We start from the raw sequence: 23,371 nt of genomic DNA on the forward strand, positions 1-23,371 counted from the left end.
CACGCCCATCCGACCCGTTGCCTGCACCGCCGGCGGCCAGCAACACTGGGCGCCGTGCCAGCGCCGTGATGCCGTCCATTCTTCCAGCCTGATCCTTGCCGGAGCGCGTAGATGAAGAACACACCCCTGCCCCCTCGCGCCATGCCCTTGCTTGCGCTCGCCGGCATGCTGGTGCTGGCGGGCTGCCTGGATACCCGGCGCGCATTGCAACAGGCGCGGGCCACCCTGGAGGGCACGCTGCCGGCGCCCTACTTTGAGGATCTGGTGACCGAATCGGCGATGGTCGAAGGCGACCGCTTGATCCTGGTAGTGCGCAGCCCTGACGGCGATGCCGACAAGACCCGCCAGGCCCCTGCTTTCGATGCCCTGCGCCAGAGCGAGCAGCAGCAGATGCAGGGGCTCTGTGCGTTGCCCGCGATCCGGCCGCTGATCGGAACGGACGCCGTGCTGGTGCGACGCTTCGTCGACCGCAACGACAAGCTGTTCTTCGAAACCGAACTTCCGGCACGCGAGTGCCCCGCCCCATCGGCCTGATCGCCGGTTCTGCCTTGAGGAAATCTCCGTGAAAGTCCTGGTCATCGGTTCCGGCGGTCGCGAGCACGCCCTGGCGTGGAAACTGGCGCAGTCGCCGCGCGTGGATGAAGTGATCGTCGCACCCGGCAATGCCGGCACCGCGACGGAAGCCGGCTGCCGCAACGCGCCGGTCAAGGTCACCGACATCGAAGGCCTGTTGGCGCTCGCCCAGGACGAAGGCGTGGGCCTGACCGTCGTCGGTCCGGAGGTGCCACTGGTCGCTGGCGTGGTCGATCGTTTCCGACTGGCGGGCCTGCGGATTTTTGGCCCCACCGCAGCCGCCGCGCAGCTCGAGGGCAGCAAGGCGTTCGCGAAGGATTTCCTCGCGCGCCACGGCATTCCCACTGCGTTCTATGCCGTGCACACCGATGTCGATGCGGCGCTGGCTTACGTACGCGAGAAAGGCGCACCCATCGTGGTGAAGGCCGATGGACTGGCCGCGGGCAAGGGCGTGATCGTGGCGATGACGTTGGACGAGGCCGAGGCCGCGGTGCGCGACATGCTGTCGGGCAACGCTTTCGGCGATGCCGGTGCGCGCGTGGTGATCGAGGAGTTCCTCGAAGGCGAGGAAGCGAGCTTCATCAGCATGGTCGATGGCGCCACCGCGCTGCCGATGGCCACCAGCCAGGACCACAAGCGCGTCGGCGACGGCGACACCGGCCCCAACACCGGCGGCATGGGCGCGTATTCGCCCGCGCCGGTGGTCACGCCCGAAGTGCACGCCCGCGTGATGCGCGAGGTGGTGAATCCCACCGTGCAGGGCATGATTGCCGACGGTGCGCCGTTCACCGGCTTCCTGTACGCCGGCCTGATGATCGACCACACCGGCGCGCCGAAGGTGATCGAGTTCAACGTGCGCTTCGGCGACCCGGAAACGCAGCCGGTCATGCTGCGCCTGCAGTCCGACCTGGTGGATCTGGTGGAAGCGGCCATCGATGGCCGGCTCGACCGCACGCAGGCGCAATGGGACCCGCGGCCGTCGCTGGGCGTGGTGATGGCGGCGGCGCCCTATCCGGAAACGCCGGTGACGGGCGATGTGATCGCCGGGCTGGACGACGTGCCGGCGACCGCCAAGGTCTTCCATGCCGGTACCGCGCTGGATGCCGATGGCCGCGTGGTGAGTGCCGGTGGCCGCGTGCTGTGCGTGGCCGCACTGGGTAACTCCGTCTCCGACGCGCAGCGCCAAGCGTATGCGGGCGTCGAGAAGGTGCGTTGGACCAACGAATTCCATCGCACCGACATCGGCTGGCGCGCCATCGCCCGCGAGCAGGGCACCGCCTGAGTCAGGCGGCCTGCACGAAGCGTGCGGCGTGCTCACGCGGCGCGCTGCGCAGGTACTGCGGCGCGATCGCGAGCTCTTCGCCCAGGGCCGCGGCGGCATGCCATGGCCAGCGCGGGTCGTAGAGAATGGCGCGTGCGAGGCCGATGGCGTCGGCCCGACCCTGCACGAGGATGTCTTCCGCCTGTTGCGGCTCGGTGATGAGGCCCACCGCGATCACCGGCATCGCGACCTCGCGCTTGATCGCTTCAGCGAACGGCACCTGGTAGGCGGGCGCGACGGCGATGCGCTGCGCCGGGTGCAGGCCGCCGCTGGACACGTGGATGTAATGGCAGCCCCGGGCGTCCAGCGCCTTCGCCAGCGCGATGCTCTGCGCCAGGTCCCAACCGCCCTCCACCCAATCCGTCGCGGAAATGCGCACGCCGAGCGCCATCGTGTCCGGCACCGCGGCCTTCACCGCATCGAACACACGCAACAGCAGGCGCATGCGGTTCTCCAGGGAACCGCCGTACGCATCATCGCGATGATTGCTGAGCGGTGAAAGGAATTGGTGCAAAAGGTAACCGTGCGCAGCGTGGATCTCGATCAGGTCCAGACCGAGTCGAACGGCCCGACGCGCGCTGTCCGCGAAGGCATCGACGATATCGTCGATGCCCGCGCTATCGAGTGCTATCGGCGGCACGCTCGTCTCGGCATAGGGCACGGCAGACGCGGACACCGTCTGCCAGCCATGCGTGGCCTCCGGCGGGATCGCAGCGCCATGGTGTTCCCAGGGGCGATGCGTGGACGCCTTGCGCCCCGCGTGCGCGAGTTGCACGCCGATCGGCATCGTCGAATAACGGCGCGTCGCGGCCAGTGCACGAGCGAAAGCGGCTTCGGTGGTGTCGTCCCAGAGACCGAGGTCGGCCCAGCTGATGCGGCCGCGTGGCTCCACCGCGGTCGCCTCAATGATGGCCAATCCCGCGCCCGACTGGGCCAGATTCGGCCAATGGAACGCGTGCCAGTCGGTGGCACGCCCCTCTTCGGCGGAGTACTGGCACATCGGTGCGATGACGATGCGGTTGGACAGGCGCAGCGGGCCCAGATCGAGGGGCGAGAACAGACGACTCATGGCGGAGGAGGAACGACGTGGGGCCGCCACTATCCGCCCATGCATCCACCCCATCAACGCCAGCCATGGAACGCTGTCGGGCGGAGAGGCTGGCGCGGCCACGTCGATTTGCTAGGCTGCGCGCAACCCACGGAGGGCGCATGTCCAGCTACAGCCAGTTCTCGCTGCTGACACAACGGCGGTTCCTGCCGTACTTCACCGTCCAGGCGCTGGGCGCTTTCAACGACAACGTCTACCGGCAGGCGATCATCGCCCTGCTGTTCTTCCTCGGCGCCAGCGACGACCAGCTCTCGCTTTATGCGACGCTGGCGCCAGCGATCTTCATCCTGCCTTACTTCCTGTTCTCCGCCATCGCCGGGCAGTTCGCCGAGAAGCTGGAGAAGCACCGGCTGATCGTGATCACCACGACGATGGAGATCGTGATCATGTCGCTGGCGGCGGTCGGCTTCCTGCTGCAGAACATGCCGCTGCTGCTGGTGGCACTGTTCTGCACCGGCGTGCAATCGACTCTGTTCGGCCCGGTGAAGTACTCCGTGCTGCCATCGATCCTCAAGCCGGAGGAACTGACCGGCGGCAATGGCCTGGTCGAGATGGGGACGTCGATCTCGATCCTGTGCGGCATGATCGCCGGCGGCATGATCTTCCAGATCGCCGGCGCGCACGGGCCGCAGGCCGCCGCCGTCGCCATCGTGCTGCTCGCGGTGCTGGGCAACGCGGTGTCGCGGATGATCCCGCGCATGGACGCGGGCGCGCCGGACCTGAAGATCCGCTGGAACCCGATTCCCGAGTCGCTGGCGGTCCTGCGTATGGCCAGGCAGCAACTGGCCGTGCGTAACGCCATCCTCGGCGTGTCGTGGTTCTGGTTCTTCGGCACCTTGCTGACGTCGCAACTGCCCGCGTACGCGAAACTGCACCTCGGTGCTGCCGAGGGCTCGTCCACGCTGTACGTGTTCGCGCTGGCCCTGTTCTCGGTGGGCACCGGCATCGGCTCGCTGCTGTGCGAAAGACTGTCCGGCCGCACCGTCGAGATCGGTCTGGTGCCGGTCGGCGCCTTCGGCATGACCGCCTTCCTGCTCGACCTGTACTTTGCGCGCCCCGGCGCCGCGCCGGCGGCCGGCCTGGGCATCGCGGAGTTCGTGCGCCAGAGCGGCAGCCTGCGCATCATGATCGACCTGGTCGGCATCGGCATGTTCGCCGGTATCTTCGTGGTGCCGTTGTTCGCGCTGATCCAGAGCCGCACCGACCGCACGCAGATGGCGCGCGTGTTCGCCGCCCTCAACATCCAGAACTCCGGCTTCATCGTGCTGGCGGCGCTGGTCGGCCTGGGCCTGCATGCGCTGGACTGGAGCGGCCCGCAGATCTTCCTCGCGTTGGCGATCGCCAACGCCGTGGTCGCGATCTGGATCTTCACGATCGTGCCCGAGTTCCTGATGCGGTTTCTCAGCTGGGTGCTGGTGCGCACGTTGTACCGGCTGCGCCTGCACGGGATCGAGAAACACGTGCCGGACGAGGGGCCGGCACTGATCGTCTGCAACCACGTCAGCTACATGGACGCGCTGATCCTGGCGGCGACGATCCCGCGCCCGGTGCGCTTCGTCATGTACTACAAGATCTTCAACATTCCGGTGATGAGCTGGATCTTCCGCACCGCCAAGGCGATCCCGATCGCCGGCGCCAGGGAGAATCCCGAGCTGATGCAGCGCGCGTTCGAGGAAATCGACGCGGCGCTGGCCGAGGGCGAGATCGTCGGCATCTTCCCGGAAGGCGCGCTGACGAAGGACGGCGACATCGCCGCATTCAAGTCCGGTGTCGAAAAGATCCTGGAGCGGCGCCCGGTACCGGTGGTGCCGATGGCGCTGAAGGGCATGTGGGCGAGCATGTGGAGCCGGCGCGACGGCCGCCTGGGCCGCATGCGTGTGCCGCGTCGCTTCCGCGCCCACGTGGAGGTCGTGGCGGGCGAGCCGATGGACGGCGCCACGGCGACGGCGGAATCGCTTGAGGCCCGCGTGCGCGCACTGCGCGGGGATGCGGCGTAAGCGCCGACGGGGTCCATTTTTCCCGGCCGTCTGGCACTATTGAGACGAACCGGGCCGCCCGCGTGGCGGCTCGCCGCATCCTCCACCCTGCACAAGGAAAGCCTGCATGAGCGCCGTACCTCCGATGCCCCCGACCTCCGCGCCGGACTCCGTCCCCAACCATTTGGCGTGGGCCATCGTGTCGACCGTGCTGGCCACCTGCCTGTGCTGCCCATTGGGCCTGATCGGCATCGTCGCCATCGTGTTCTCCTCGCAGGTCAACGGCAAGCTCAACCAGGGCGACCTGGAAGGCGCTCGTCGTGCGTCCGCCAACGCCAAGACCTGGTGCTGGGTGGCCACCGCGTTCGCCATCATCGGCCTGCTGCTCAACATCGTCGTGCTGGCGACGGGCGGCATGGAGCAGTACATGGAAGTGATGCAGCAGATGCAACAGGCGCAGTGACCGCACTGCGTCTCCCGCACTGGATCGGTATCGCCGCGGCGGCCCTGGTGGCCGCCGCCGGCGTCTGGTTGCTGCTGAAATTCGATCCCAACGCAGCCGACAGTCCGTTCCCGGGCTGCATCTTCCGCGCGGTGACCGGCTACTACTGCGTGGGATGCGGGCTGACGCGCGCACTGCATGCGCTGGTCCATGGCGATCTTGCGCGCGCATTCGCGATGAATCCGCTCGGCGTCCTGCTGATCCCGGCGATTCCGATGATGATCGCCCACGGGCAGGGCTGGCGGCCACGCGCTCTGGAGCCGGTGATGCGCCTGCTCACCGCGCCGAAGTTCTGGCTGGTCCTGCTGCCGGCCTACTGGGTCGCGCGCAACCTGCCGTGGGCGCCGTTTACTTGGCTCGCGCCGGGCTGACCGCCGTCAGCTGACCCAGCCGCCGATCACGAACACGGCGAGCACCGCCAGCCACAGCAGCAGGATGCGCCACACCAGGCTCATCGCGTCGCGCAGTTCGGGCAGTTCGCGCATCGCCTGCACCATGCCTTCCTCGGCGTATTCCTCGGCCTCTTCCGCCAGTTCGCAGCGCACGCTGGCGCGCGCCGCGCTGCCGAGAAACCCCGTGTCCAGGCCGAAGCGCGTGCCGCCGGCTTCGCGCCAGGTGGAGAACACCGTATCGAAGTTGCCCACCAGGGCCATCGCCAGCGTCATGAGCTGCGCCACCGGCCACTCCAGCGCGGCCTGCAGCTTGCGCGCGCCTTCGCGGTTCGCGGCCGGCAGATCCGCCCATGCGTCCTGTGCCGCGAGGACGGTCATGCGATAGAGCATCGCACCGACAGGTCCGAGCAACAGGAACCAGAACAGCACGCCGAACCAGCGCTGCAGCGCATTGCGGAACACGGCCTCCACCAATGCGGGACCATCCAATGCAGCGGCCTCCCCGGTCAGGCCGAGCCGGGCGATCGCGGCACGCCGCGTTGGCGGGTCGTGCGCATCGATGACGGCTTCGACATCCACGTCAAGGTCGCGCGGGCCCCATGCGTAAACGAGCACCGCGATATCGAACAACAATCCGACCAAGCCGTAGATCGGGCCATCGAGCAGCCATTGCAGGATGCCGACGACCAGCAGCACCGGCACGACCGCCAGCGCGATGCCGTAGCGGCCCTGCCAGAACGCGCCCTCCCCTGTGTGCCGGGTCAGCCACTCCAGCCAGCGGCGGTACCAGGCGTACTGGCGCAGCGAAGTGACCAGCGTAGGCGCGACATGGCCCAGTACCAGGGCAATCACGACCGCAACGAGGGTGATCGACATGTCGCGTCCTCCGGGCCGGGATTCTAGCGCGGCCGTGCGTTAATGGCCGGTCTGCAACGAGCACCGCGCTACGCTGCGCGCTGCGCGCGCTGATGGGCGTGCCAGTGTTCGATCAAGGCGCGCGCGATGGAGATGGAAGGCGCGAGCAAGAGCGACGTTTCGCCATCGTCTTCGCCCCGCAACGCGGCATCGATCTCGTCGAAGGTGAACCAGCGCGCGTCTTCCAGTTCTCCATCCACTTGCGGCGGATCGGGTTCGCCCTCAGCGCTGAAGCCCAGCATCAACGCGCCGGGGAACGGCCACGGCTGGGCGCCGAGATAGCGGCACGTGCGCACGCGCACCTGCGTTTCTTCGAGGACTTCGCGCGCAACCGTCTGCTCGAGCGTTTCGCCGGGCTCCACGAAGCCGGCGACGACCGAGTAACGACGCGGCGGCCACGCCGACTGCCGCCCGAGCAACAAGCGTTGCCCATCGCTGACGGCGACAATGACGGCCGGGTCGACGCGCGGATAGTGGTCCTTGCCGCACTGCGTGCAATGCGCGATGTAGCCGGCGCGCCGGAACGTGATCGCCCCGCCACATGCACTGCAGAACGGGGTGGAGGCCTGCCAATGCAGCAGTGCACGCGCCATGGCGAAGACGCCGGATTCGAAGCGCGGCCAGGTGGCGGCGGCGCGGCGCAGGTCGATGTGCGAAGGCGCCTGCACGGCGTGGTGGCGGGCATGCGCGGCAAACCAGGCCATGCCGTCCTTCAGACCGAGGAACAAGCTGGCGCCCGGTCCGCCCCCGAGCGAGGCGCCCATGACAGGGAATGGTTCGCCGGACTCGGTGGCCAGCGCGCGGCCGTCATCGTCGAGCAGCAATACGCGCGCCGCGTCCCACAGGCGTGCGAGCGCAGCGGCGTCATCACGCAGCGCGTCGGCACGGTCCAGCGTGTCACCGGCGAAGGCGAAGCCGGTGAGGGGTGCGGTGGGCGAAGGAAGACCTGTCACGGAACGCGGCAGGCCGGGGATCACATGCTGAAACTGCTGCCGCAGCCGCAGGTGGTCTTGGCGTTCGGGTTGCGGATGACGAACTGCGCGCCCTGCAGGCTTTCGCTGTAGTCCACTTCCGCCCCCATCAGGTACTGCAGGCTCAACGGATCGACCAGCAGCGAGACGCCGTCGGTATCCACGGCCAGATCGTCCTCGGCGCGGTTCTCGTCGAACTCGAAGCCGTACTGGAACCCCGAGCAGCCACCGCCCTGGATATAGACGCGCAGCGCCAGCGCATCGTTGCCTTCGTCCTGGATCAGCTCGCGCACCTTCGCGGCCGCGGCCGGGGTGAAGTTGAGCGGCCGATCGATGGACTGGTAGTCCGGCGCGGCGGACGCGGTGGGTAGGGAGACGACAGTGGTCATGGCGAAAGGATGGGGGTTGGCGGGGGGCAGTTCAAGTTCAACGCGTGCCTGCGCCTTCACCGGCGCCGTCCTTCGCGGCGGCCTGCGCCCACGGGAACGACTGCTCCACCGCCGTACCGCCCTGCGGCACCACGCGCGCGATCACCCGCACCGGCTTGAAGCCCTGCGGCAGCAGCAGATCGCCTTCGACCTGCTGGAAATACTTGAAGGAGTACGGCACGCCCGGCGCGTTGGCTTGCTGGCGCAGGTCGGCCCAGCCCAGCCGGCGCAGCTTGCCGCTCTCGGTGCCTTCCACCGAAACCAGCAGGCGACCGGCATTCACGGCGCCGCGATTGAGGTTCTGCGTGAGCGTGGCGGTGAAGTGCCAAGCCTGCGCGTCCTGCGGCACCAGGGTGAGCTCGTGCACCGACAGGCCGCGGCGCTGCGCGGTTGCGCCGACGAAACGCTCGTAGAACGCCACGTCGGCGCGCAGGGCGGAAATCTCTTCGTCGCGCTCGGCCAGCGTCGCCTGCAGGTCACGGTTGGCGTCACGGCTGATCTGGTCCGAACGCGCCAGCGTGGCGGCCCGCTGCTCCAGCGTTTCGATGCGCTGCTGCTGGGCCCGGAGCTGTCCGGGGGTGGGCACATCCGCGCTGTGGTGGGAGAAGACCTGCCAGGCTCCCCAGACACCGAAGCCCAGCGCGAGGACCAGCACGGCGGCCAGCACCGGCCAGCCCACCGCGCGGGGCGGGGGAACGGACGGCGGTACGGGCCTGGTGTTCATCGCCGCAGGATAGCGCGGCCTCTCACATCAGGCTCTGAATGGCGGCCTCAGGCGTCGGCGGCCCAAGCCTCGGGCAGGGCGGCGCCCCCGGAGGGCTGGCCAGCGGCGACCGCCTCGGCGTGCACGAGGTGGCCGGTCAGCTGCGCACCGGCGCTCATCTCGACCACCTTGTAGTGCAGATTGCCGTGGACGCGGGCCTTGGTCGCCAGTTCGATGCGCTCGTGGGCATGCACGTCGCCCACCATCCGGCCGTTGATCACCACCACCGGCGCCTGCACCTCGCCCTCGATGCTGCCCTGCTCGGCGAGCGTCAGCACGGCGCGCTCGCCGGCTTCGGCGATTACCTTGCCCTGAATATGGCCCTCGACGTACAGGCCGCCGCTGAACACCACATCGCCGCGGATGGTCACCTGCGGCCCGATCAGGGTGTCGATGGCGCCCACGTCCGGGCGGATGGGCTTGGTCTTGAACATGTCACTTGCCTCCTGCGGCTGTGGCGGTCTTCCAGTCGAAGGCCTGTTCCACCGCCGCGTCGTCGCCGTGCAGCGTCACCTTGACGCGCTGCGGCGTGAAGCCCGGCGGCAGCATCACGCTGCCATCCAACTGCTGGAAATATCGGAAGGAGTAAGCCTGCCCGGGCGCGGCGCGCTGCTGGTGCAGTTCGTCCCACGCCACCGCGGCGAGCTTGCCGTTGCGCACGCCCTCGACGATGAAGCGCATCTGGCCCTGGCTGATCGCGCCGCGGTTGAGGGTCTGGGTGAGCATGATCTGGTAACGCCAAGTCCCGCCCGACACCGGTTCGAACTCGGCCACGTGCACGCCCAGGCCCTTGCGCTGGCTGGTGGCGCCGACCAGGCGCTCGTAAAAGGCGACGTCGGCACGCAACGCGGCGATTTCCTCGTCGCGCTCGGCCAGGGCGTCCTGGACTTCGGCATTGGCCGCCCGACTGATCTGGTCGGAACGGGCCAGGGTCGACTCACGCTGCTGCAGCGAACGCAGTTCGTTCCGCACGGCCACAATGTCGCGCTCGGCGCGCGCGCGCGCGGCATCGGCCTGCGCCAGCCGCGGCGCAGCCGTGTAGCTGGCCACGAACCACGCGGCCGCCACGCTGGCCGCCCAGACGATGCCGAACAGCAGCGTGGTGCCTCGACGGCGCACGGCCGCATCGCGCGGCACGATGCGGAAGCGGGACGGAAGACGCTCGGACATGACGGACAAACGGCAGCCGGCACTCAGCCGGCAGCCAGATGGGACCCCTATACTCGCCGCAGTGGCGCGCGTCCTCGAGTTTACCGGGAGTGGCTGAGATGTCCGAAGCGCATCTTTTCGTAATTGGGATCCTGTTGGCATGGATGGCGGGCATCCGCGTCTATCTGACGGTGTTCGGTCTGGGACTCGCGGGCGCGCTCGGCTGGCTCGACCTGCCGCCGGCGCTGCAGGTGACCGAATCCTGGTGGGTGCTCGGCACCTCCGGCGCGCTTGCGCTAACCGAGTTCTTCGCCGACAAGATCCCGGGCGTGGACTCCGGCTGGGACCTGCTGCAGACCTTGGCCCGTGTGCCTGCCGGGGCCTTCCTCGCGGCCGCGACCCTGTCCCCGGATGGCCAGCTCAGCGGCGGCGCTTTGGCTGCGGGCGCCGGCGTGGCCCTGACCAGCCACCTGCTGAAGAGCGGCTCGCGGGCCCTGATGAATACCTCGCCCGAGCCGGTGAGCAACTGGACCGCGTCCGTGGCCGAAGACGCCGTGGTGGTCGGTGGCCTGTCGCTGGCCTTTGCGCACCCCTGGATTGCGTTGTTCCTGGTAGTCGGGGTGTCGCTGCTGGTGGCGGTCGCGGTGTGGTGGGTCTGGCGCACGTTGTCGCGCGGGCTGAAACGCCTCTTGGAACCGCTGCTTGCCACGCAGGCGACACCCCCGACCTCTGGCCCGTGACAGGCGCCAGCGCATCGGGGATCATGGGTCTGCCTCACCTGTGAACTTCATCGCATAATGGGGCTCAGCTTGGGGAAGCCTGATGTCCGCCATCGATGCCACGTCCCGCATGCAGGATGAGCCGCCGCGCTCGCGCCTGCGTGCCGAAACCCCGCCGGCGCATTACTGGCGCCGCTGGGTGGGCGATGCCGCCCTGGAGGACGAGCCGTTGCCCGGAGCCGGAGAGCCCGTCGAGATGACCCCACCGACCCCCACCGCTGTGTCCGCCGCCCCGACGCCCCCCGTGGCACCGCCGGCGTCGGCGACGAGCGACACCGGCAGCCCGCCGCCGCCCGTCGACCCGGAATCGCCTTACCGCGTGATGATCGTGGAAGACGACCGCGGGCAGGCCCTGTTCGCGCAGAGCGTGCTGCACGGCGCAGGCATGCAGGCCGAGGTGCAGATGCAGTCGGACGGTGTGCTGGAGGCGATGCGCCGCTTCCACCCCGATCTGGTCCTCATGGACCTGCACATGCCGGGCAAGGACGGCATGTCGTTGACGATGCTGATCCGGCAGCAGCCCGAGTACCTGCACCTGCCGATCGTGTTCCTCACCGGCGATCCGGACCCGGAGCGCCAGTTCGAAGTGCTGGAAAGCGGTGCGGACGATTTCCTCAACAAACCGATCCGCCCCCGTCACCTGATCGCCGCGGTCTCCAACCGCATCCTGCGCTCGCGCCAGCGCCAGCAGGCGGCGCAGCCGCGCGCGACGGTCAACACCGAAACCGGCCTGCCCACGCGCACGTTCGTCCTGCAGCAACTGACCGACAGCCTACAACGCAATGCCGGCGGCGGCCTGTTCTTCGTCGAAGTCAGCAGTGCGCTGAGCCTGCGCGAACGTTTCGGCTACGCCGTGTTCGAGCACTTGATGAATCAGGCGGGCCGCCAGCTCGCCGCCGCCGCGTCGCCGCATCCGGTCGCGCGCTTGAACGACAACAGCTTCCTGATGCTGGCCGACACCGTCGATGAAGGCACCTTGGCCGCGCTGGCGCAGCAGCTGCGCGACGGTCTGACGGCCCACGATTTCCAGGCCCGCGCCAACGAACCGCTGAAGCTGCGCGGCTCCGTTGGTTACACCGCGCTCTCGCTCGGCTTCGCCGATGCCGGCAGCGCACTGGAAGCGACCGAACGCGCGGTGCTGCAGGCCCGCCTGAAGCCGGAAAGCCTCGCCGCCTACGAACCCGCACAGGTCGACGAGGACGCCCCGCGCATCTCGCTCGAGGACGGCCAGTTCGAACTCGCCTACCAGCCCATCGTCGCCGTCGCCGGCAGTGACCAAGCGCAGTACCAGGTGCTGTTGCGCATGCGCCAGGCCGACGGTTCGCTGATCCCGGCGTCGCAGGTCATCCCGGCGGCCGAATCCGCCGGCGGCATCGCCCAGATCGACCATTGGGTGTTGGAACACGCGCTCTACGTGCTGGCCGAGCGCCAGGCGGAGGGCCCGTCGCTGCGCCTGTTCGTCTCGCAATCGCCGCGATCGCTGGCGCGCGAGTCGCACGCACAATGGTTGCTCGATGCGCTGCGCGCGCGCGGCATCGAGGGCACGTCGCTTGTCATCGATCTTCGCCTGGCCGACGCGCTGATCCACACCGTCACGCTGCGCCAGTTCTGCCAGCAGCTGATGCCGGCGGGCGTGCAGTTCTGCCTGAGTCAGTTCGAGCCCGGCACCGAGGCCGACGCACTGCTGACGCAGCTGCCGCTCGGCTTTGTGCGCGTGTCCAGCAAGTACGCCAGCGCGCACGCCGACCCGGTACTGCGCGACCAGTTGCGCGGCGTCATCGATGCCGCCCATCGCCAGGGGCTGCAGGTGATCGGCCAGCAGATCGAGGATCCGCAGGCCGCCGCGGCCATGTGGATGGGCGGTGTCGACTTCATCCAGGGCAACCTGGTGCAGGCCGTCGGCAGCGAACTCGGCTTCGACTTCCACAACGCGGTGCTGTAAGCATGCCCGCCGCGGGGCGCACGCCGGTGATGCCCTGGTTGACGACCGCGCTCGCCGCGGCCACGGTCGCCGCGGGCGGCCTGCACGCGGCGGCCATCGAGGGGCCCTGGCTGCCGGTGGCGCTCGGCGCCGGCGGCGCCACGCTGGCCACCGCGCTGGCCGAAGCGCTGCGCGCCCGCACGCAGGCACACCAGCACACCGGCGCGCAGGCGCGCGCGGCCATGGCCGAATCCGAACGCGACGGCCTGCGCCGCGACCTGCAGCGTCACGACCAGCTGGAGCAGGAACTGGTACGGGCGAAGCAGGCCGCCGAATCCGCGGCGATGGCCAAGGGCGAATTCCTCGCCACGATGAGCCACGAGATCCGCACCCCGCTCAACGGCATCGTGCCGATGCTGGAAATGCTGTCGCGCGCGCCGCTGGCGCCCGACCAGCGCGAGATGCTGGCGACCGCCACGGCATCCTCGCACCAGTTGCTGCGCATCGTTGACGACATCCTCGACTACTCCAAGCTTGAGGCGAACAAGCTCGACCTTGAGATCACCGGCTTCAACCTGCGCGAGTTGCTGGATAGCGTGCTCCAGCTGATGTACCGCCCGGCCGAGAACAAGGGCCTCAAGTTGAGTCTCCAGCTCGACCCCGCGGTCCGGCTGCCGGTGCGCGGCGATCCGGTGCGGTTGCGCCAGGTGCTCACCAACCTTGTCGGCAACGCCATCAAGTTCACCGATCGCGGCTCCGTCACGCTGGTCGTCCGCCGTCTGGGCGAGACCGCCGCGCAGCACCTGCTGCGCTTCGAGGTGCGCGATACCGGCATCGGCATCGACGAGGATGCGCGCGGGCGCCTGTTCCACTCCTTCAGCCAGGCCGATGCGTCGACCACGCGCCTTTACGGCGGCACGGGCCTGGGGCTGGCGATCTGCCGGCGCATCGTCGACCTGATGGGCGGCCGCATCGACGTCGTATCCGAAGTCGGGCGCGGCTCGACGTTCTGGTTCGAAGCCCCGCTGATGAAGGTCATCGGCGACCTGCGCCAACGCGACAACGGCGTGCTGGACCATGGGCGGGTCCTGATCGTCTCGCCCGACGCGCGGCTGCGGCAGCGCCTCACCCTGCTGGTCACCAACTGGGGCATGCAACCGGTCGCCGTCGAGACCACGCAGGAAGCGCTCGACCGCCTGCGCCTGGTGTCCGAACAAGGGCAGCAGGATTATCTGGCCGTGCTCGCCGACATCAGCGGCATTCGCAGTACGGCGCTCGCGCTGCACCGCGCGATCACGCGCCGCCCACTGCCGGATGCGCTCCGGCTGGTGTGGCTGTATGGCGACGAGACCGTGCCCACCGAGTTGCATCCCCGCGCGACTCTGCTGTCGCGCCAGTCGCCCGACGCCGATCTGCGCGCTGCGCTGACCGGCGCCGCGCCCGAACGCGACCCGGACGTGGCTGCGCCAGTGGTGGAGGACATCTTCCCCGTCGCCACCGGCCCGGTGCTGGCCGAGGCCGCCACGGCCGCCTTCGCGCCCCCACCGGTGGCGGCCGAGGCAGCCCCTGAACTCCCTTCCGAACCCGAGCCTGCGGTCGTCAGCGCCATGCGCATCGAACCCCGATTGCTGTTGGTAGAAGACAATCCCGTCAACCTGCTGGTGGCGCAGAAGTTGCTGTCGGCGCTCGGCTTCGAGTGCGAAACGGCGGCCAATGGCGACATCGCGTTGAAACGCATGCAGGTGGAGCACTTCGACCTGGTGCTGATGGACTGCCAGATGCCGGTGCTGGACGGCTACGCGGCGACCCGTCGCTGGCGTGAGATCGAAGCGCAGCGTGCGACCGGTGGACGCCTGCCGATCGTCGCGATGACGGCCAATGCCATGGCCGGCGACCGGCAGCGATGCCTCGACGCCGGCATGGACGACTACCTCGCCAAGCCGGTATCGCGCGAGCAGCTCGAGGGCTGCCTCAACCGCTGGCTGCCCGACCGGATGAATTTCGTCTTGCGCAACGCCGCGCTCGCACCCCGCGCCGAACCCGCACCCGCCGCGCCCGCGCCCGCGGTGGCGACAGCGCGCGCGCCAGCGCCGAGTTTTCCGGTGCTGGACCAGACCATGCTGGAGGAGCTGCGCGAGATCGCCGGCGACGAAACCGCGCGCATCATCACCGTGTTCCTCGAGGATGCGCCGCGCCTGATCTCCACGCTGGAGAAGGCGGCTGCGATTCCCGACCTGGACGCCATGCGCGACGCCGCGCATACCTTGAAATCGTCAAGCGCCAACGTCGGTGCGATGGCGCTGTCCGCCGCGGCCAAGCGCGTGGAGTTGGGTGCCCGTGCGCGCAAGCTGGAGCGCCCGGCCGTGGCCGTGGCGCTGGTCATCGCCGAATACGCGCGCGCGCGGATGGCGCTGCAGGGCTACGCCGCGCAACAGCTCGGCAGGCCGCTGATTCCGCAGCCCGCCGCCGCGCCTCAGTCGTCGCCTTCGAGCTTGGTCAGCAGGTAGTTCGGCTCGCCGATGCGATCGATCACCGACAGCTGGGTCTCCAGCCAGTCGATGTGCTCTTCCTCGGAATCCAGGATGTCGGCGAACAGCTTGCGGCTCACGTAGTCCGCCACGGATTCGCAGTACTTGATCGCGTCACGCAGCAGCGGCAGGGCTTCGTGCTCCAGGGCCAGATCGCATTCGAGGATCTCGCGCGGCGTTTCGCCGATGCGCAGCTTGCCCAGGGCCTGGAAGTTCGGCAGACCATCGAGGAAGAGGATGCGCTCCGACAGCTTGTCGGCGTGCTTCATCTCGTCGATGGACTCCTTGTACTCGTGTTCGGCCAGCTCCTTGAAGCCCCAGTTCTTGAGCATCTTGGCGTGCAGAAAGTACTGGTTGATCGCGGTGAGCTCGTTGTAGAGCGCCTTGTTGAGGTACTCGATGACCTTGGCGTCGCCTTTCATGGCCATGCTCCGGGGGCGGAAGGACGGCACAGGTTAGCCCGCGCATGCGCACCGTGACGGAACGCGAATCGTGATCATTCGGGAAGTGGGCGCCGCCGACGGGCGGTGCGGACGCGTCAGGCCGCGTGGGACAGCGTCAGGATCGGGAACAGCGGCTCGTGCGATGCGGGCTGCGCGGCCTGCAACACGTCCATCGCCATGTCGAGGCAGCTGCCGCAGTTGGCGCCGGCACCCGTCCGCATCGTCAGTTCAGCCACGGTCGTGCAGCCGGCGGTCGCGGCTTCACGGATCTGGCGTTCGGTCACGCCGTTGCAGATGCAGACGTACACGATGGCGAGCAGGCGCAGCGGGCACGAAGCGGCCCGTGGCTATTTCACCCGGAATGAGAATGATTGTCAATTCTGAGCCGGTTCGCTGCCGCCTCCGCGTTTGCGTCCCGGCCGGTTACGTCCCCGCCGGCGCGTCGCATCCGGTGGCCGGGCCGACGGGAGGGGCGGCGGAATGGCCTGCGCGCCCGCCACACCCCGCGCGAACTCAGCCAAATGACCCAAGGCGCTGGCGTAGACCCGGCGCTTGAACAGGACCACGTGTTCGACCGGGTACCAGAAATCCACCCAGCGCCAGTGATCGAACTCGGGGCTTTCGGTCAGATCTAGCCGCAGGTGGGCCTCATCGCCGACCAGGCGCAACAGGAACCACACCTGCTTCTGACCGATGCAGACCTGACGCTCGTTCCGGCGCACCGCCCGGGGCGGCAGCCGATAACGCAACCAGCCGGGCGTGACGCCCAGCACCTCGACATGTTCGGGCAACAGGCCGGTTTCTTCGCGCAATTCGCGATACATGGCCTCAACCGGCGTCTCGTCCGTGTTCATGCCGCCCTGCGGGAACTGCCAGCCATCCCGGCGCACCCGACGCGCCCAGAACACCCGGCCATCCGGCCGCATCAACACGATACCGACATTGGGTCGGTAGCCGTCCGGATCGATCACGATGCGGACTCCTGAAATCTACTGTCCCCGACTCTGCCACGCCCCGCCGCGAGCGACAAGCACGGCCCGCCCCGGTTGACAGGCAGGGGGTGGAAATGAAGAATACGCGGTTCACGCGGCTATGTAGCTCAGCCGGTTAGAGCACAGCACTCATAATGCTGGGGTCGGTGGTTCGAGTCCACCCATAGCCACCAGATTCCCGAGCGGAATCAACGCGTTGAGAGACCCGCCGCACGGCGGGTTTTTGTTGGGCGCGTGGTGAGGCTGTCGAAAGGGGTGGGAGGCCGGCATCAAAGCGGCTCAGCAGCCCCGGTCGAACCGACGAAGGATTGAGGAGTGCGGTTCCTGAGCCCCCGCCGAAGAGCAGCGCCTGGGCGGTGTGCTTACACTGCGCGACCTGGAGCAAGCCGCCGCACGCAGGTCGGCCAATAAATGGCGTGCAGCCCGACAGCGGCCACTGTTTCCCCGTGGTGACAGAGGGTTCCTATGCCGACCGCCTAAGGATGCTCACTCGTGCGCGAGAGCTCGAAGTCCCGGCAAGAGAGCGCCCCCATCCCAGCAGCACCAAAGCAAGTCACCACATACCTTCATACCACCCTCAATACCTCAGCGTGATATAGAGCTGCGGCGTTGCGCTCCTGACGCGGAAATCACCGCCGGTACCCGCGCCCAGCCACGCTTGGTTGTCGCCTTCCAGTCGAGTGCGATGGATCGCGTAGCGCACACCGACTGCCATCACCGGCGCCGGAAGATACTCAAGGTTCACAGCGGCCTCAACGCTACGGGCCCGAAACTCACCCCCGGCTTTCCGACCGACTGAAGCTTCCGCTCCGATACGCCAAGCGCCGATCAGTCTGGTGTACTCCGCCCTGACCTGCGGCAAGGTGACTCGTTCACGAGCGCTGCTGTCGATCTCGAAGTCGCCAGGAAATCCACCGACGATGACCGCCGTATCGTTGTCCATTCGAACTCGGGAAGCGCCAAACCCGATGCCGAACGCCTGTTCCGCATCTTTCCAGAAAAACCAAGTGTAGGACAGCGTCTGGATTTCGACGTCGAGCACGCTGGAAAATGCTGTGCCACTTAAGTATCCCACGCCTCCGATCATGGTGACTGGTTGGGTAGTGGTATCTCGATAGACGTTGCCGACTTTACTGTGGCTGGCCTGTAACCGATGCGAGCCGCCCAACGTGGCGCCCACGTTCCAGATCGCGTCGTCGAGCCGGCTCTTACGGGCGGAATCGAGGTATTCCTCGCCCGTTTCAAACTCCGCCTCGTTGACCGCGATCGCACCGCTCACGAATACCCGGTCAAGAACGGAAGCGTCCTGCGCCAGCGCAAGGCTGGCGTAAGTGCAGAGGCCAAGGCCTGTGGTCGAGGCAAAGAAGACACGCGTGAGTATCTGGTGCAAGGGCTACTCCTTTAGTCGGCTGAGGGCTGGCGAGGGCCATCGGACTGGATACGGACGTGGGAAGCCCATCGTCGCAACGGGTAGCTCGGCCAGCAATCCGCTCCCAATTCATCCCCTTGCGTCTTAGACTTGCCCCCACCACCGCCCCGGCCAAGGAATGCGCCATGCCGCAATGGAATGCCCGCCACAGCGCAAACTCCTTTCTGTGGGCCGGCGGATACAGGCCCCTGCTCCTGACGCTTGCGCTGGCCCTGTCGGCCGCGCCCGCGATGGCGCAGACGGAGCTGCCGGGCATCGTCGTCAAGGCGCCGCCGCATACGGTCGTGCGGGGCGGCTATAAGGTGTCGGGCGACTTCACGGTCGACCCGCGGATGCCGTATGTGGTGTTCGCCGCGCAACCACTGGTCGCAGGCGACATCCTGAAGGTGCAGCCCCTCCATCTCAGCGATGACAGCTACCTCGTCTTGCAGGAATGCGCCGCACCCGATTGCAGCGTAGCGCGCGTCGTGCGCGTCTGGAGTCCGTTGGGCTCGACGTCGCATGGCGGCAAGGAAGACCAGGTGCGGATCCAGCACGAGAACAAGTATTTCCTCTGGCTCAAGAAGCTGCCGGGCTTCTTCTCGCCGCCCTGTTTCGGCTGCAGCACGCAGTACTCCTCGTTCAAGTACGAGAGCCCGCCGCTCACGTTGGTGCCGACGGGGACACTGGCCGCCTACGCCGGCAAGCGTCTGGAGTTGCCGGAGTATGTGGATCCGATCCCGGTCGAATCGCATCGCCACGATGGCACCTACTTCCACGTCACCTACCCCGGCGGCACCCGCATCCGCGTGCAGCGCTTGCGCGCCGTGGCGGATGCGGGCGATGGCGCGGAGGAAGAGGCGGCACAGGGCGGGCAACCTTAGCGCGGCGCCGTGGCGCGCCAGGAAACTGCGACACTGTGGTTCCCACGCCGCGGAACCCCGCCATGCGATGCCTGAGCAACCTGCTGCTCAACACCGACAGCTACAAGGCCAGCCATTGGCTGCAGTACCCGCCGGAGACGGACGCCACGTTCTTCTACGTGGAATCGCGCGGCGGCATCCATGACCGCACGCTGTTCTTCGGCCTGCAGGCGATCCTGAAGGAATACCTGGCCACGCCGATCACCCACGCCGATGTGGACGAAGCGCGCGATGTCTTCGCCTCGCACGGCGAACCGTTCAACGAAGTCGGCTGGCGCGACATCGTCGATCGCCACGGCGGCCACCTGCCGATCCGCATCCGCGCGGTGCCTGAGGGCACCGTGGTGCCGACGCACGAAGCGCTGATGACCATCGAGTCGACCGATCCGCATGCGTTCTGGGTGCCGTCCTACCTGGAGACGATGCTGCTGCGCATCTGGTACCCGATCACCGTGGCGACCATCAGCTGGCACGCGAAGCAGACCATCCGCCAGTTCCTCGAACGCACCAGCGACGATCCCGACAGCCAGTTGCCCTTCAAGCTGCACGACTTCGGCGCACGTGGCGTATCCAGCCTGGAATCCGCCGCGATCGGTGGTGCCGCGCACCTGGTCAACTTCCTCGGCACCGATACGGTATCGGGCCTGATGCTGGCGAGGGCGCACTATCACGAGCCCATGGCGGGCTATTCGATCCCCGCCGCCGAGCACAGCACGATCACCAGTTGGGGGCGCGAGAACGAAGCCGAGGCCTATCGCAACATGCTGCGCCAGTTCGCCAGGCCCGGTGCGATCGTCGCGGTGGTGTCGGACAGCTACGACATCTTCCACGCCATCCGCCAGCACTGGGGCACCACGCTGAGGCAGGACGTGATCGACTCCGGCGCGACGGTCGTGATCCGCCCCGATTCGGGCGATCCGGTCGCCGTCGTTCACCAGTGCCTGGAATTGCTGGATGAAGCCTTCGGCCACGAGGTCAACGGAAAAGGTTTCAAGGTGCTCAAGCACGTGCGGGTGATCCAGGGGGACGGCATCAATCCCACCAGCATCCGTGCCATCCTCGAGCGCATCACCAGCGCCGGCTACGCCACCGACAACCTCGCCTTCGGCATGGGTGGCGCGCTCTTGCAGCGGCTGGACCGGGACACCCAGAAATTCGCGCTCAAGTGCTCCGCCGCGCGCGTGCGGGGCGAGTGGATCGACGTCTACAAGGACCCGGTCACCGACAAGGGCAAGCAGAGCAAGCGCGGCCGCATGACGCTACTGCGGCACCGCGAGTACGGCGGCTTCCGCACGGTGCCCGTGCCGCCGACAGCGGCATCGCTGGACGACGTGGAGAAGTCCGCCGGCTACGACGACGCCATGGTCACCGTGTGGGAAGACGGTCGGTTGCTGCGCGACTGGACATTCGCCGAGATCCGGGCACGCGCGGACGCGGCGCGGCTCTGAGGATCGCGACTTCCTTTACCGGAAGACGGCCTCCGCCGCAGTCATCCGCGGCGCCAGCGCGACGGCATGGATGTCGAACGCGGCACGCGGCAGCCATCGACATCGTGGGTGCCGGATGACGCCCACGTTTTCCTTCGTTCGGTAAAGACAGGAAGCCCGGGTGCCTGCGCGCCCGGGCTTCTATCGTGCTCAGCGCGCGCAGTCCACGGTCTGCTCGGCCTGGTCCAGCGCACCCAGCACCACGCGCGACACCGCGACCGTCATCGTGCCGGCGGTGCCGATGGACCACGGCCGGTCCAGCTTGCTGACATCGGCGCCCGCCTTGGCCAGGCACTTCAGCGGCACGCCGACACGCGTCCACTGGGCTGCCGGCAGCTTGGCCAGCGTCGGCGCCAGCGCGACACGCGCGGTGCATCCGGTGCCGCAGCCGACCGACAGCCAGGCGTCGCCGCTCGGCGCGGCATCCACGCGCAACGTGGTCAGCAGCAGCACATCGCCGTTGCTCTCGCGCTGCAGGTCGAGCGGCGTATGCGACTGCAGCGCCGCGACCGCCTCGCCCTTGCCGGACCACGCGAACCGGCGCGCGTCTTCCTGCGCCAGATGGTCCACGCCGGTGACTTTCAACAGATCGGTGTTCAACGCCTCCGGTACCTTGGTGACGGTCACGCCCTGGCCGTCACCGGCTTCCAGACGCAAGGCCATGCCGGCACCGGCATCGCCGCGCGCGAAGAACACACCGCTCACACCCTCGTCGCCGCTGACGCCGGACTCCTCCGGCAGCGCCGCCAGATCGCCCTTGTCGGCATAGGTCAGGCCGAAGCCGAACGCGAACAGCGGGTCGTAACCGTCCTGTCCCACATTATTGGCGTACTGCGTCGCGGTGCGCGGCCAGCTGAAGCTGAGCTTGCCCTTGAAGTCGTGCTGCACGCTGCCATCGGCCTTGCGCAGCAGTACATCCGCGATGCCGCCGCCTTCGGAACCCGGCAGCCACGCGGCCACGAAGGCATCGGCGGCGTTGATCTCGCGGTTCATCCACAGCGGGCGGCCGCTGAGGAATACCGCGACCACCGGGATGCCCTCGGCTTTGAGGCGCTTGATCAATGCAAGGTCGGTATCGTCGCCGGGCTTGTAAAGCAGCGTCTGCAGGTCGCCTTGGAACTCCGCGTACGGGTTCTCGCCGAACACGACCACCGCGACGTCCGGCTTCTGCGTGTACTTGCCGTCGACCGCCAGGATCGCCTCGCCACCGGCGGCCTTGGCCTGCTGCGCGATGCCTTCGTAGATGGAATCCGCATTCGGGAAATCCTTGCGCGTCGTGCCGGTGCCCTGCCAGTTGAGCGTCCAGCCGCCGGCCTGCTTGCCGACATCGTTCGCGCCGTCGCCGGCCACCAGGATGCGCTGCTTCGGCGCCAGCGGCAGTACACCACCCGCGTTCTTCAACAGCACCAATGATTCGCGCACGGCCTGACGCGCGACCGCGCGATGCTGCGCCGAACCGAGCAGCGCGAACTGCCCGCCCACGGCGCGCGCCGAGGGCTTGCCCGCCTCGAACAGGCCCAGGCGGAACTTCACCCGCAGGATGCGGCGCACCGCGTCGTCCAGGCGTTCCTGGCTGATCGTGCCGGCCTTCACCGCGGCCAGTGTGGTCTCGTAGAACCCCTTCCAGCTGTCCGACGCCATGGCCATGTCGAGGCCGGCGTTGATCGTCGCCGGGCAATCGGTGTTCGTGCAGCCCTTCACCTGGCCGTGGCCGTTCCAGTCGCCGACGACGAAGCCGCCGAAGTGCATGCGGCCCTTCAGCGCATCGGTCAGGTACGGCTTGTTGCCGTGCATCTTCTCGCCGTTGACGCTGTTGAACGACGCCATCACCGTCTGCGCGCCGGCCGCGATCGCCGGCGGGTAGCCGGCGCCGTGGATGCGCACCAGCTCGGCCTCGCTGATCTTCGTATCGCCCTGGTCCTTGCCATTCGTGGTGCCGCCATCGCCGAGGAAGTGCTTCACCGACGCGATCACGTGGCGCCCGTCGAGGAAGCCCGGCGTGCCCACCTTGCCCTGCAGGCCTTCGACCATCGCCCCGGCGTAGCTGGCGACGATCTCCGGCGATTCGGAATAGCCTTCGTACGAACGGCCCCAGCGATCGTCCTGCGGCACCGCCACGGTCGGCGCGAACGCCCACTCCATGCCGGTGACGCGCGTCTCGAGCGCGGTGACCTCGCCGATCTTGCGCAGGAGCTCCGGATTGCGCGTCGCGCCCAGGCCGATGTTGTGCGGGAACAGCGTGGCGCCGACGATGTTGCTCTGTCCGTGCACCGCATCGATGCCGAAGATCACCGGGATCGCCTTGCCGCCTTGCGAGGTGTCCATCGACGCCTCGTAGAAGGCATCGGCCAGCGCCAGCCATTCGGCCGGCGAGGCGTCGTAGCGGCCACCGGGATCGGAATTTCCGCCGGCCAGGATCGAACCGAGCCGGTACTTGCGCACGTCCTCCGGCGTGATGCTGGCGATGTCGCCCTGCACCAACTGGCCGACCTTTTCTTCCACCGTCATCGTGGCCATCAGGTCGGCGATGCGCTTCTCGAGCGCAGCATCCTCCGCCAGCGGCCAGGCGACCTGCGGCCAGGGATTCGTGTCCGCGGCGGCGGCCGGCGCGGACGCGTTGTCGTCGCCCTTGCAGGCGCCGAGCGCCAGCACGAGGGCGGCCATCAGCACGCCGGCACGGGCGCGCGGGGAATTGCGGTTCGTCATCGCGTTCATCCTTCCATCTGCTCCAGTTCCCTGCGTTTGATTGCGTACGCGCACGTCAGCACGAAGGCCGCGATCATCGCTCAAAT

At 68.0% G+C, this 23,371-nt stretch carries 22 protein-coding genes and 1 tRNA gene; 11 read left to right on the forward strand and 12 right to left on the reverse strand.

The features are described 5' to 3' along the window. Nucleotides 1-111 precede the first annotated feature (111 nt). Together AC23D6_RS17230 and purD are read left to right on the forward strand one after the other, a co-directional pair. Complete coding sequence (locus AC23D6_RS17230; RefSeq protein WP_487750430.1) at nt 112-534, forward strand: hypothetical protein; 423 nt, start codon at nt 112-114, stop codon at nt 532-534. 28 nt (nt 535-562) lie between these two features. Continuing rightward, a complete protein-coding gene (purD, locus tag AC23D6_RS17235) occupies nt 563-1,855 on the forward strand; it encodes a phosphoribosylamine--glycine ligase (RefSeq protein WP_487750431.1) in 1,293 nt (430 codons plus the stop codon). A gap of 1 nt (nt 1,856) precedes the next feature. Here purD and AC23D6_RS17240 read toward each other — a convergent pair whose 3' ends face one another. Beyond that, on the reverse strand, nt 1,857-2,963 hold the full coding sequence (locus AC23D6_RS17240) for an NADH:flavin oxidoreductase/NADH oxidase (RefSeq protein WP_487750432.1): 1,107 nt from the start codon (nt 2,961-2,963) through the stop codon (nt 1,857-1,859). 140 nt (nt 2,964-3,103) lie between these two features. Between AC23D6_RS17240 and AC23D6_RS17245 the strand changes: the two genes are divergently transcribed. The 3 genes from AC23D6_RS17245 (at nt 3,104) to AC23D6_RS17255 (ending at nt 5,851) form a co-directional block, all read left to right on the forward strand. Beyond that, a complete protein-coding gene (locus AC23D6_RS17245; protein WP_487750433.1) occupies nt 3,104-4,999 on the forward strand; it encodes an MFS transporter in 1,896 nt (631 codons plus the stop codon). A gap of 106 nt (nt 5,000-5,105) precedes the next feature. Next, nucleotides 5,106-5,441 (forward strand): CD225/dispanin family protein, encoded by a 336-nt coding sequence (locus tag AC23D6_RS17250; RefSeq protein ID WP_487750434.1) that lies wholly within the window; start codon nt 5,106-5,108, stop codon nt 5,439-5,441. Further along, entirely contained in the window at nt 5,438-5,851 is a 414-nt protein-coding gene (locus AC23D6_RS17255) for a DUF2752 domain-containing protein (RefSeq protein WP_487750435.1), read from the forward strand. The genes AC23D6_RS17250 and AC23D6_RS17255 overlap by 4 nt, the downstream gene beginning before the upstream one ends. 6 nt (nt 5,852-5,857) lie before the next feature. Here the strand turns inward: AC23D6_RS17255 and AC23D6_RS17260 are convergent, their stop codons facing one another. The 6 genes from AC23D6_RS17260 to AC23D6_RS17285 form a co-directional block, all read right to left on the reverse strand. Beyond that, nucleotides 5,858-6,748, reverse strand: coding sequence for a cobalamin biosynthesis protein (locus tag AC23D6_RS17260; protein WP_487750436.1), 891 nt, complete (start codon nt 6,746-6,748; stop codon nt 5,858-5,860). 68 nt (nt 6,749-6,816) lie between these two features. Beyond that, nucleotides 6,817-7,740: an NAD(+) diphosphatase gene (gene nudC, locus AC23D6_RS17265; RefSeq protein WP_487750437.1), complete on the reverse strand. Its 924-nt coding sequence runs from the start codon at nt 7,738-7,740 to the stop codon at nt 6,817-6,819. A 20-nt stretch (nt 7,741-7,760) separates the two neighbouring features. Next, entirely contained in the window at nt 7,761-8,147 is a 387-nt protein-coding gene (gene erpA, locus AC23D6_RS17270; protein WP_487750438.1) for an iron-sulfur cluster insertion protein ErpA, read from the reverse strand. A gap of 37 nt (nt 8,148-8,184) precedes the next feature. Further along, nucleotides 8,185-8,910 (reverse strand): DUF6776 family protein, encoded by a 726-nt coding sequence (locus AC23D6_RS17275; RefSeq protein ID WP_487750439.1) that lies wholly within the window; start codon nt 8,908-8,910, stop codon nt 8,185-8,187. A 47-nt stretch (nt 8,911-8,957) separates the two neighbouring features. Next, nucleotides 8,958-9,383 carry a bactofilin family protein gene (locus tag AC23D6_RS17280; protein ID WP_487750440.1) on the reverse strand — a complete coding sequence of 142 codons (426 nt, stop codon included), beginning with the start codon at nt 9,381-9,383 and terminating at the stop codon, nt 8,958-8,960. A 1-nt stretch (nt 9,384) separates the two neighbouring features. After that, complete coding sequence (locus AC23D6_RS17285) at nt 9,385-10,119, reverse strand: DUF6776 family protein (protein ID WP_487750441.1); 735 nt, start codon at nt 10,117-10,119, stop codon at nt 9,385-9,387. A 98-nt stretch (nt 10,120-10,217) separates the two neighbouring features. On the opposite strand from AC23D6_RS17285, the gene AC23D6_RS17290 reads away from it, so the two are divergent. From AC23D6_RS17290 to AC23D6_RS17300, 3 genes are all read left to right on the forward strand, one after another. Next, the gene (locus tag AC23D6_RS17290) at nt 10,218-10,838 is read left to right on the forward strand and encodes a DUF4126 domain-containing protein (protein WP_487750442.1); all 621 of its coding nucleotides are present in this window, start codon (nt 10,218-10,220) and stop codon (nt 10,836-10,838) included. An 82-nt stretch (nt 10,839-10,920) separates the two neighbouring features. After that, nucleotides 10,921-12,819 carry an EAL domain-containing protein gene (locus tag AC23D6_RS17295; RefSeq protein ID WP_487750443.1) on the forward strand — a complete coding sequence of 633 codons (1,899 nt, stop codon included), beginning with the start codon at nt 10,921-10,923 and terminating at the stop codon, nt 12,817-12,819. Between the two features lie 2 nt (nt 12,820-12,821). Beyond that, on the forward strand, nt 12,822-15,305 hold the full coding sequence (locus tag AC23D6_RS17300; protein ID WP_487750444.1) for a hybrid sensor histidine kinase/response regulator: 2,484 nt from the start codon (nt 12,822-12,824) through the stop codon (nt 15,303-15,305). On the opposite strand, the gene bfr is transcribed toward AC23D6_RS17300, so the two are convergent. From bfr to AC23D6_RS17315, 3 genes are all read right to left on the reverse strand, one after another. After that, a complete protein-coding gene (gene bfr / locus AC23D6_RS17305) occupies nt 15,272-15,748 on the reverse strand; it encodes a bacterioferritin (protein WP_487750445.1) in 477 nt (158 codons plus the stop codon). The two genes, AC23D6_RS17300 and bfr, sit on opposite strands and share 34 nt — an antisense overlap. Before the next feature lie 116 nt (nt 15,749-15,864). After that, nucleotides 15,865-16,077, reverse strand: a complete 213-nt coding sequence (locus tag AC23D6_RS17310) for a (2Fe-2S)-binding protein (RefSeq protein ID WP_487750446.1) — start codon at nt 16,075-16,077, stop codon at nt 15,865-15,867. Nucleotides 16,078-16,143: 66 nt separating this feature from the next. Further along, on the reverse strand, nt 16,144-16,740 hold the full coding sequence (locus AC23D6_RS17315) for an RNA pyrophosphohydrolase (RefSeq protein ID WP_487750447.1): 597 nt from the start codon (nt 16,738-16,740) through the stop codon (nt 16,144-16,146). A gap of 117 nt (nt 16,741-16,857) precedes the next feature. Here AC23D6_RS17315 and AC23D6_RS17320 point away from each other — a divergent pair. Continuing rightward, nucleotides 16,858-16,934 (forward strand) — tRNA-Met (locus AC23D6_RS17320). Nucleotides 16,935-17,338: 404 nt separating this feature from the next. Here AC23D6_RS17320 and AC23D6_RS17325 read toward each other — a convergent pair. Beyond that, on the reverse strand, nt 17,339-18,151 hold the full coding sequence (locus AC23D6_RS17325) for a hypothetical protein (protein ID WP_487750448.1): 813 nt from the start codon (nt 18,149-18,151) through the stop codon (nt 17,339-17,341). A 164-nt stretch (nt 18,152-18,315) separates the two neighbouring features. Here AC23D6_RS17325 and AC23D6_RS17330 point away from each other — a divergent pair, with 164 nt between their 5' ends. Further along, complete coding sequence (locus AC23D6_RS17330) at nt 18,316-19,053, forward strand: hypothetical protein (protein WP_487750449.1); 738 nt, start codon at nt 18,316-18,318, stop codon at nt 19,051-19,053. 62 nt (nt 19,054-19,115) lie between these two features. Next, nucleotides 19,116-20,540 (forward strand): nicotinate phosphoribosyltransferase, encoded by a 1,425-nt coding sequence (locus AC23D6_RS17335; RefSeq protein WP_487750450.1) that lies wholly within the window; start codon nt 19,116-19,118, stop codon nt 20,538-20,540. A 189-nt stretch (nt 20,541-20,729) separates the two neighbouring features. On the opposite strand, the gene AC23D6_RS17340 is transcribed toward AC23D6_RS17335, so the two are convergent. Continuing rightward, entirely contained in the window at nt 20,730-23,294 is a 2,565-nt protein-coding gene (locus AC23D6_RS17340) for a glycoside hydrolase family 3 protein (RefSeq protein ID WP_487750451.1), read from the reverse strand. Nucleotides 23,295-23,371 lie beyond the last annotated feature (77 nt).

This window comes from Pseudoxanthomonas sp. G3 (assembly GCF_057654715.1).

Coding starts and splice junctions, on each gene's coding strand:
- AC23D6_RS17340 (WP_487750451.1), bottom strand. CDS start 23,294: ATGAACGCGATGACGAACCGCAATTCCCCGCGCGCCCGTGCCGGCGTG.
- AC23D6_RS17250 (WP_487750434.1), top strand. CDS start 5,106: ATGAGCGCCGTACCTCCGATGCCCCCGACCTCCGCGCCGGACTCCGTC.
- AC23D6_RS17240 (WP_487750432.1), bottom strand. CDS start 2,963: ATGAGTCGTCTGTTCTCGCCCCTCGATCTGGGCCCGCTGCGCCTGTCC.
- AC23D6_RS17295 (WP_487750443.1), top strand. CDS start 10,921: ATGTCCGCCATCGATGCCACGTCCCGCATGCAGGATGAGCCGCCGCGC.
- AC23D6_RS17290 (WP_487750442.1), top strand. CDS start 10,218: ATGTCCGAAGCGCATCTTTTCGTAATTGGGATCCTGTTGGCATGGATG.
- AC23D6_RS17300 (WP_487750444.1), top strand. CDS start 12,822: ATGCCCGCCGCGGGGCGCACGCCGGTGATGCCCTGGTTGACGACCGCG.
- AC23D6_RS17260 (WP_487750436.1), bottom strand. CDS start 6,748: ATGTCGATCACCCTCGTTGCGGTCGTGATTGCCCTGGTACTGGGCCAT.
- AC23D6_RS17285 (WP_487750441.1), bottom strand. CDS start 10,119: ATGTCCGAGCGTCTTCCGTCCCGCTTCCGCATCGTGCCGCGCGATGCG.
- AC23D6_RS17330 (WP_487750449.1), top strand. CDS start 18,316: ATGCCGCAATGGAATGCCCGCCACAGCGCAAACTCCTTTCTGTGGGCC.
- AC23D6_RS17275 (WP_487750439.1), bottom strand. CDS start 8,910: ATGAACACCAGGCCCGTACCGCCGTCCGTTCCCCCGCCCCGCGCGGTG.
- erpA (WP_487750438.1), bottom strand. CDS start 8,147: ATGACCACTGTCGTCTCCCTACCCACCGCGTCCGCCGCGCCGGACTAC.
- AC23D6_RS17230 (WP_487750430.1), top strand. CDS start 112: ATGAAGAACACACCCCTGCCCCCTCGCGCCATGCCCTTGCTTGCGCTC.
- AC23D6_RS17335 (WP_487750450.1), top strand. CDS start 19,116: ATGCGATGCCTGAGCAACCTGCTGCTCAACACCGACAGCTACAAGGCC.
- bfr (WP_487750445.1), bottom strand. CDS start 15,748: ATGAAAGGCGACGCCAAGGTCATCGAGTACCTCAACAAGGCGCTCTAC.
- AC23D6_RS17245 (WP_487750433.1), top strand. CDS start 3,104: ATGTCCAGCTACAGCCAGTTCTCGCTGCTGACACAACGGCGGTTCCTG.
- AC23D6_RS17280 (WP_487750440.1), bottom strand. CDS start 9,383: ATGTTCAAGACCAAGCCCATCCGCCCGGACGTGGGCGCCATCGACACC.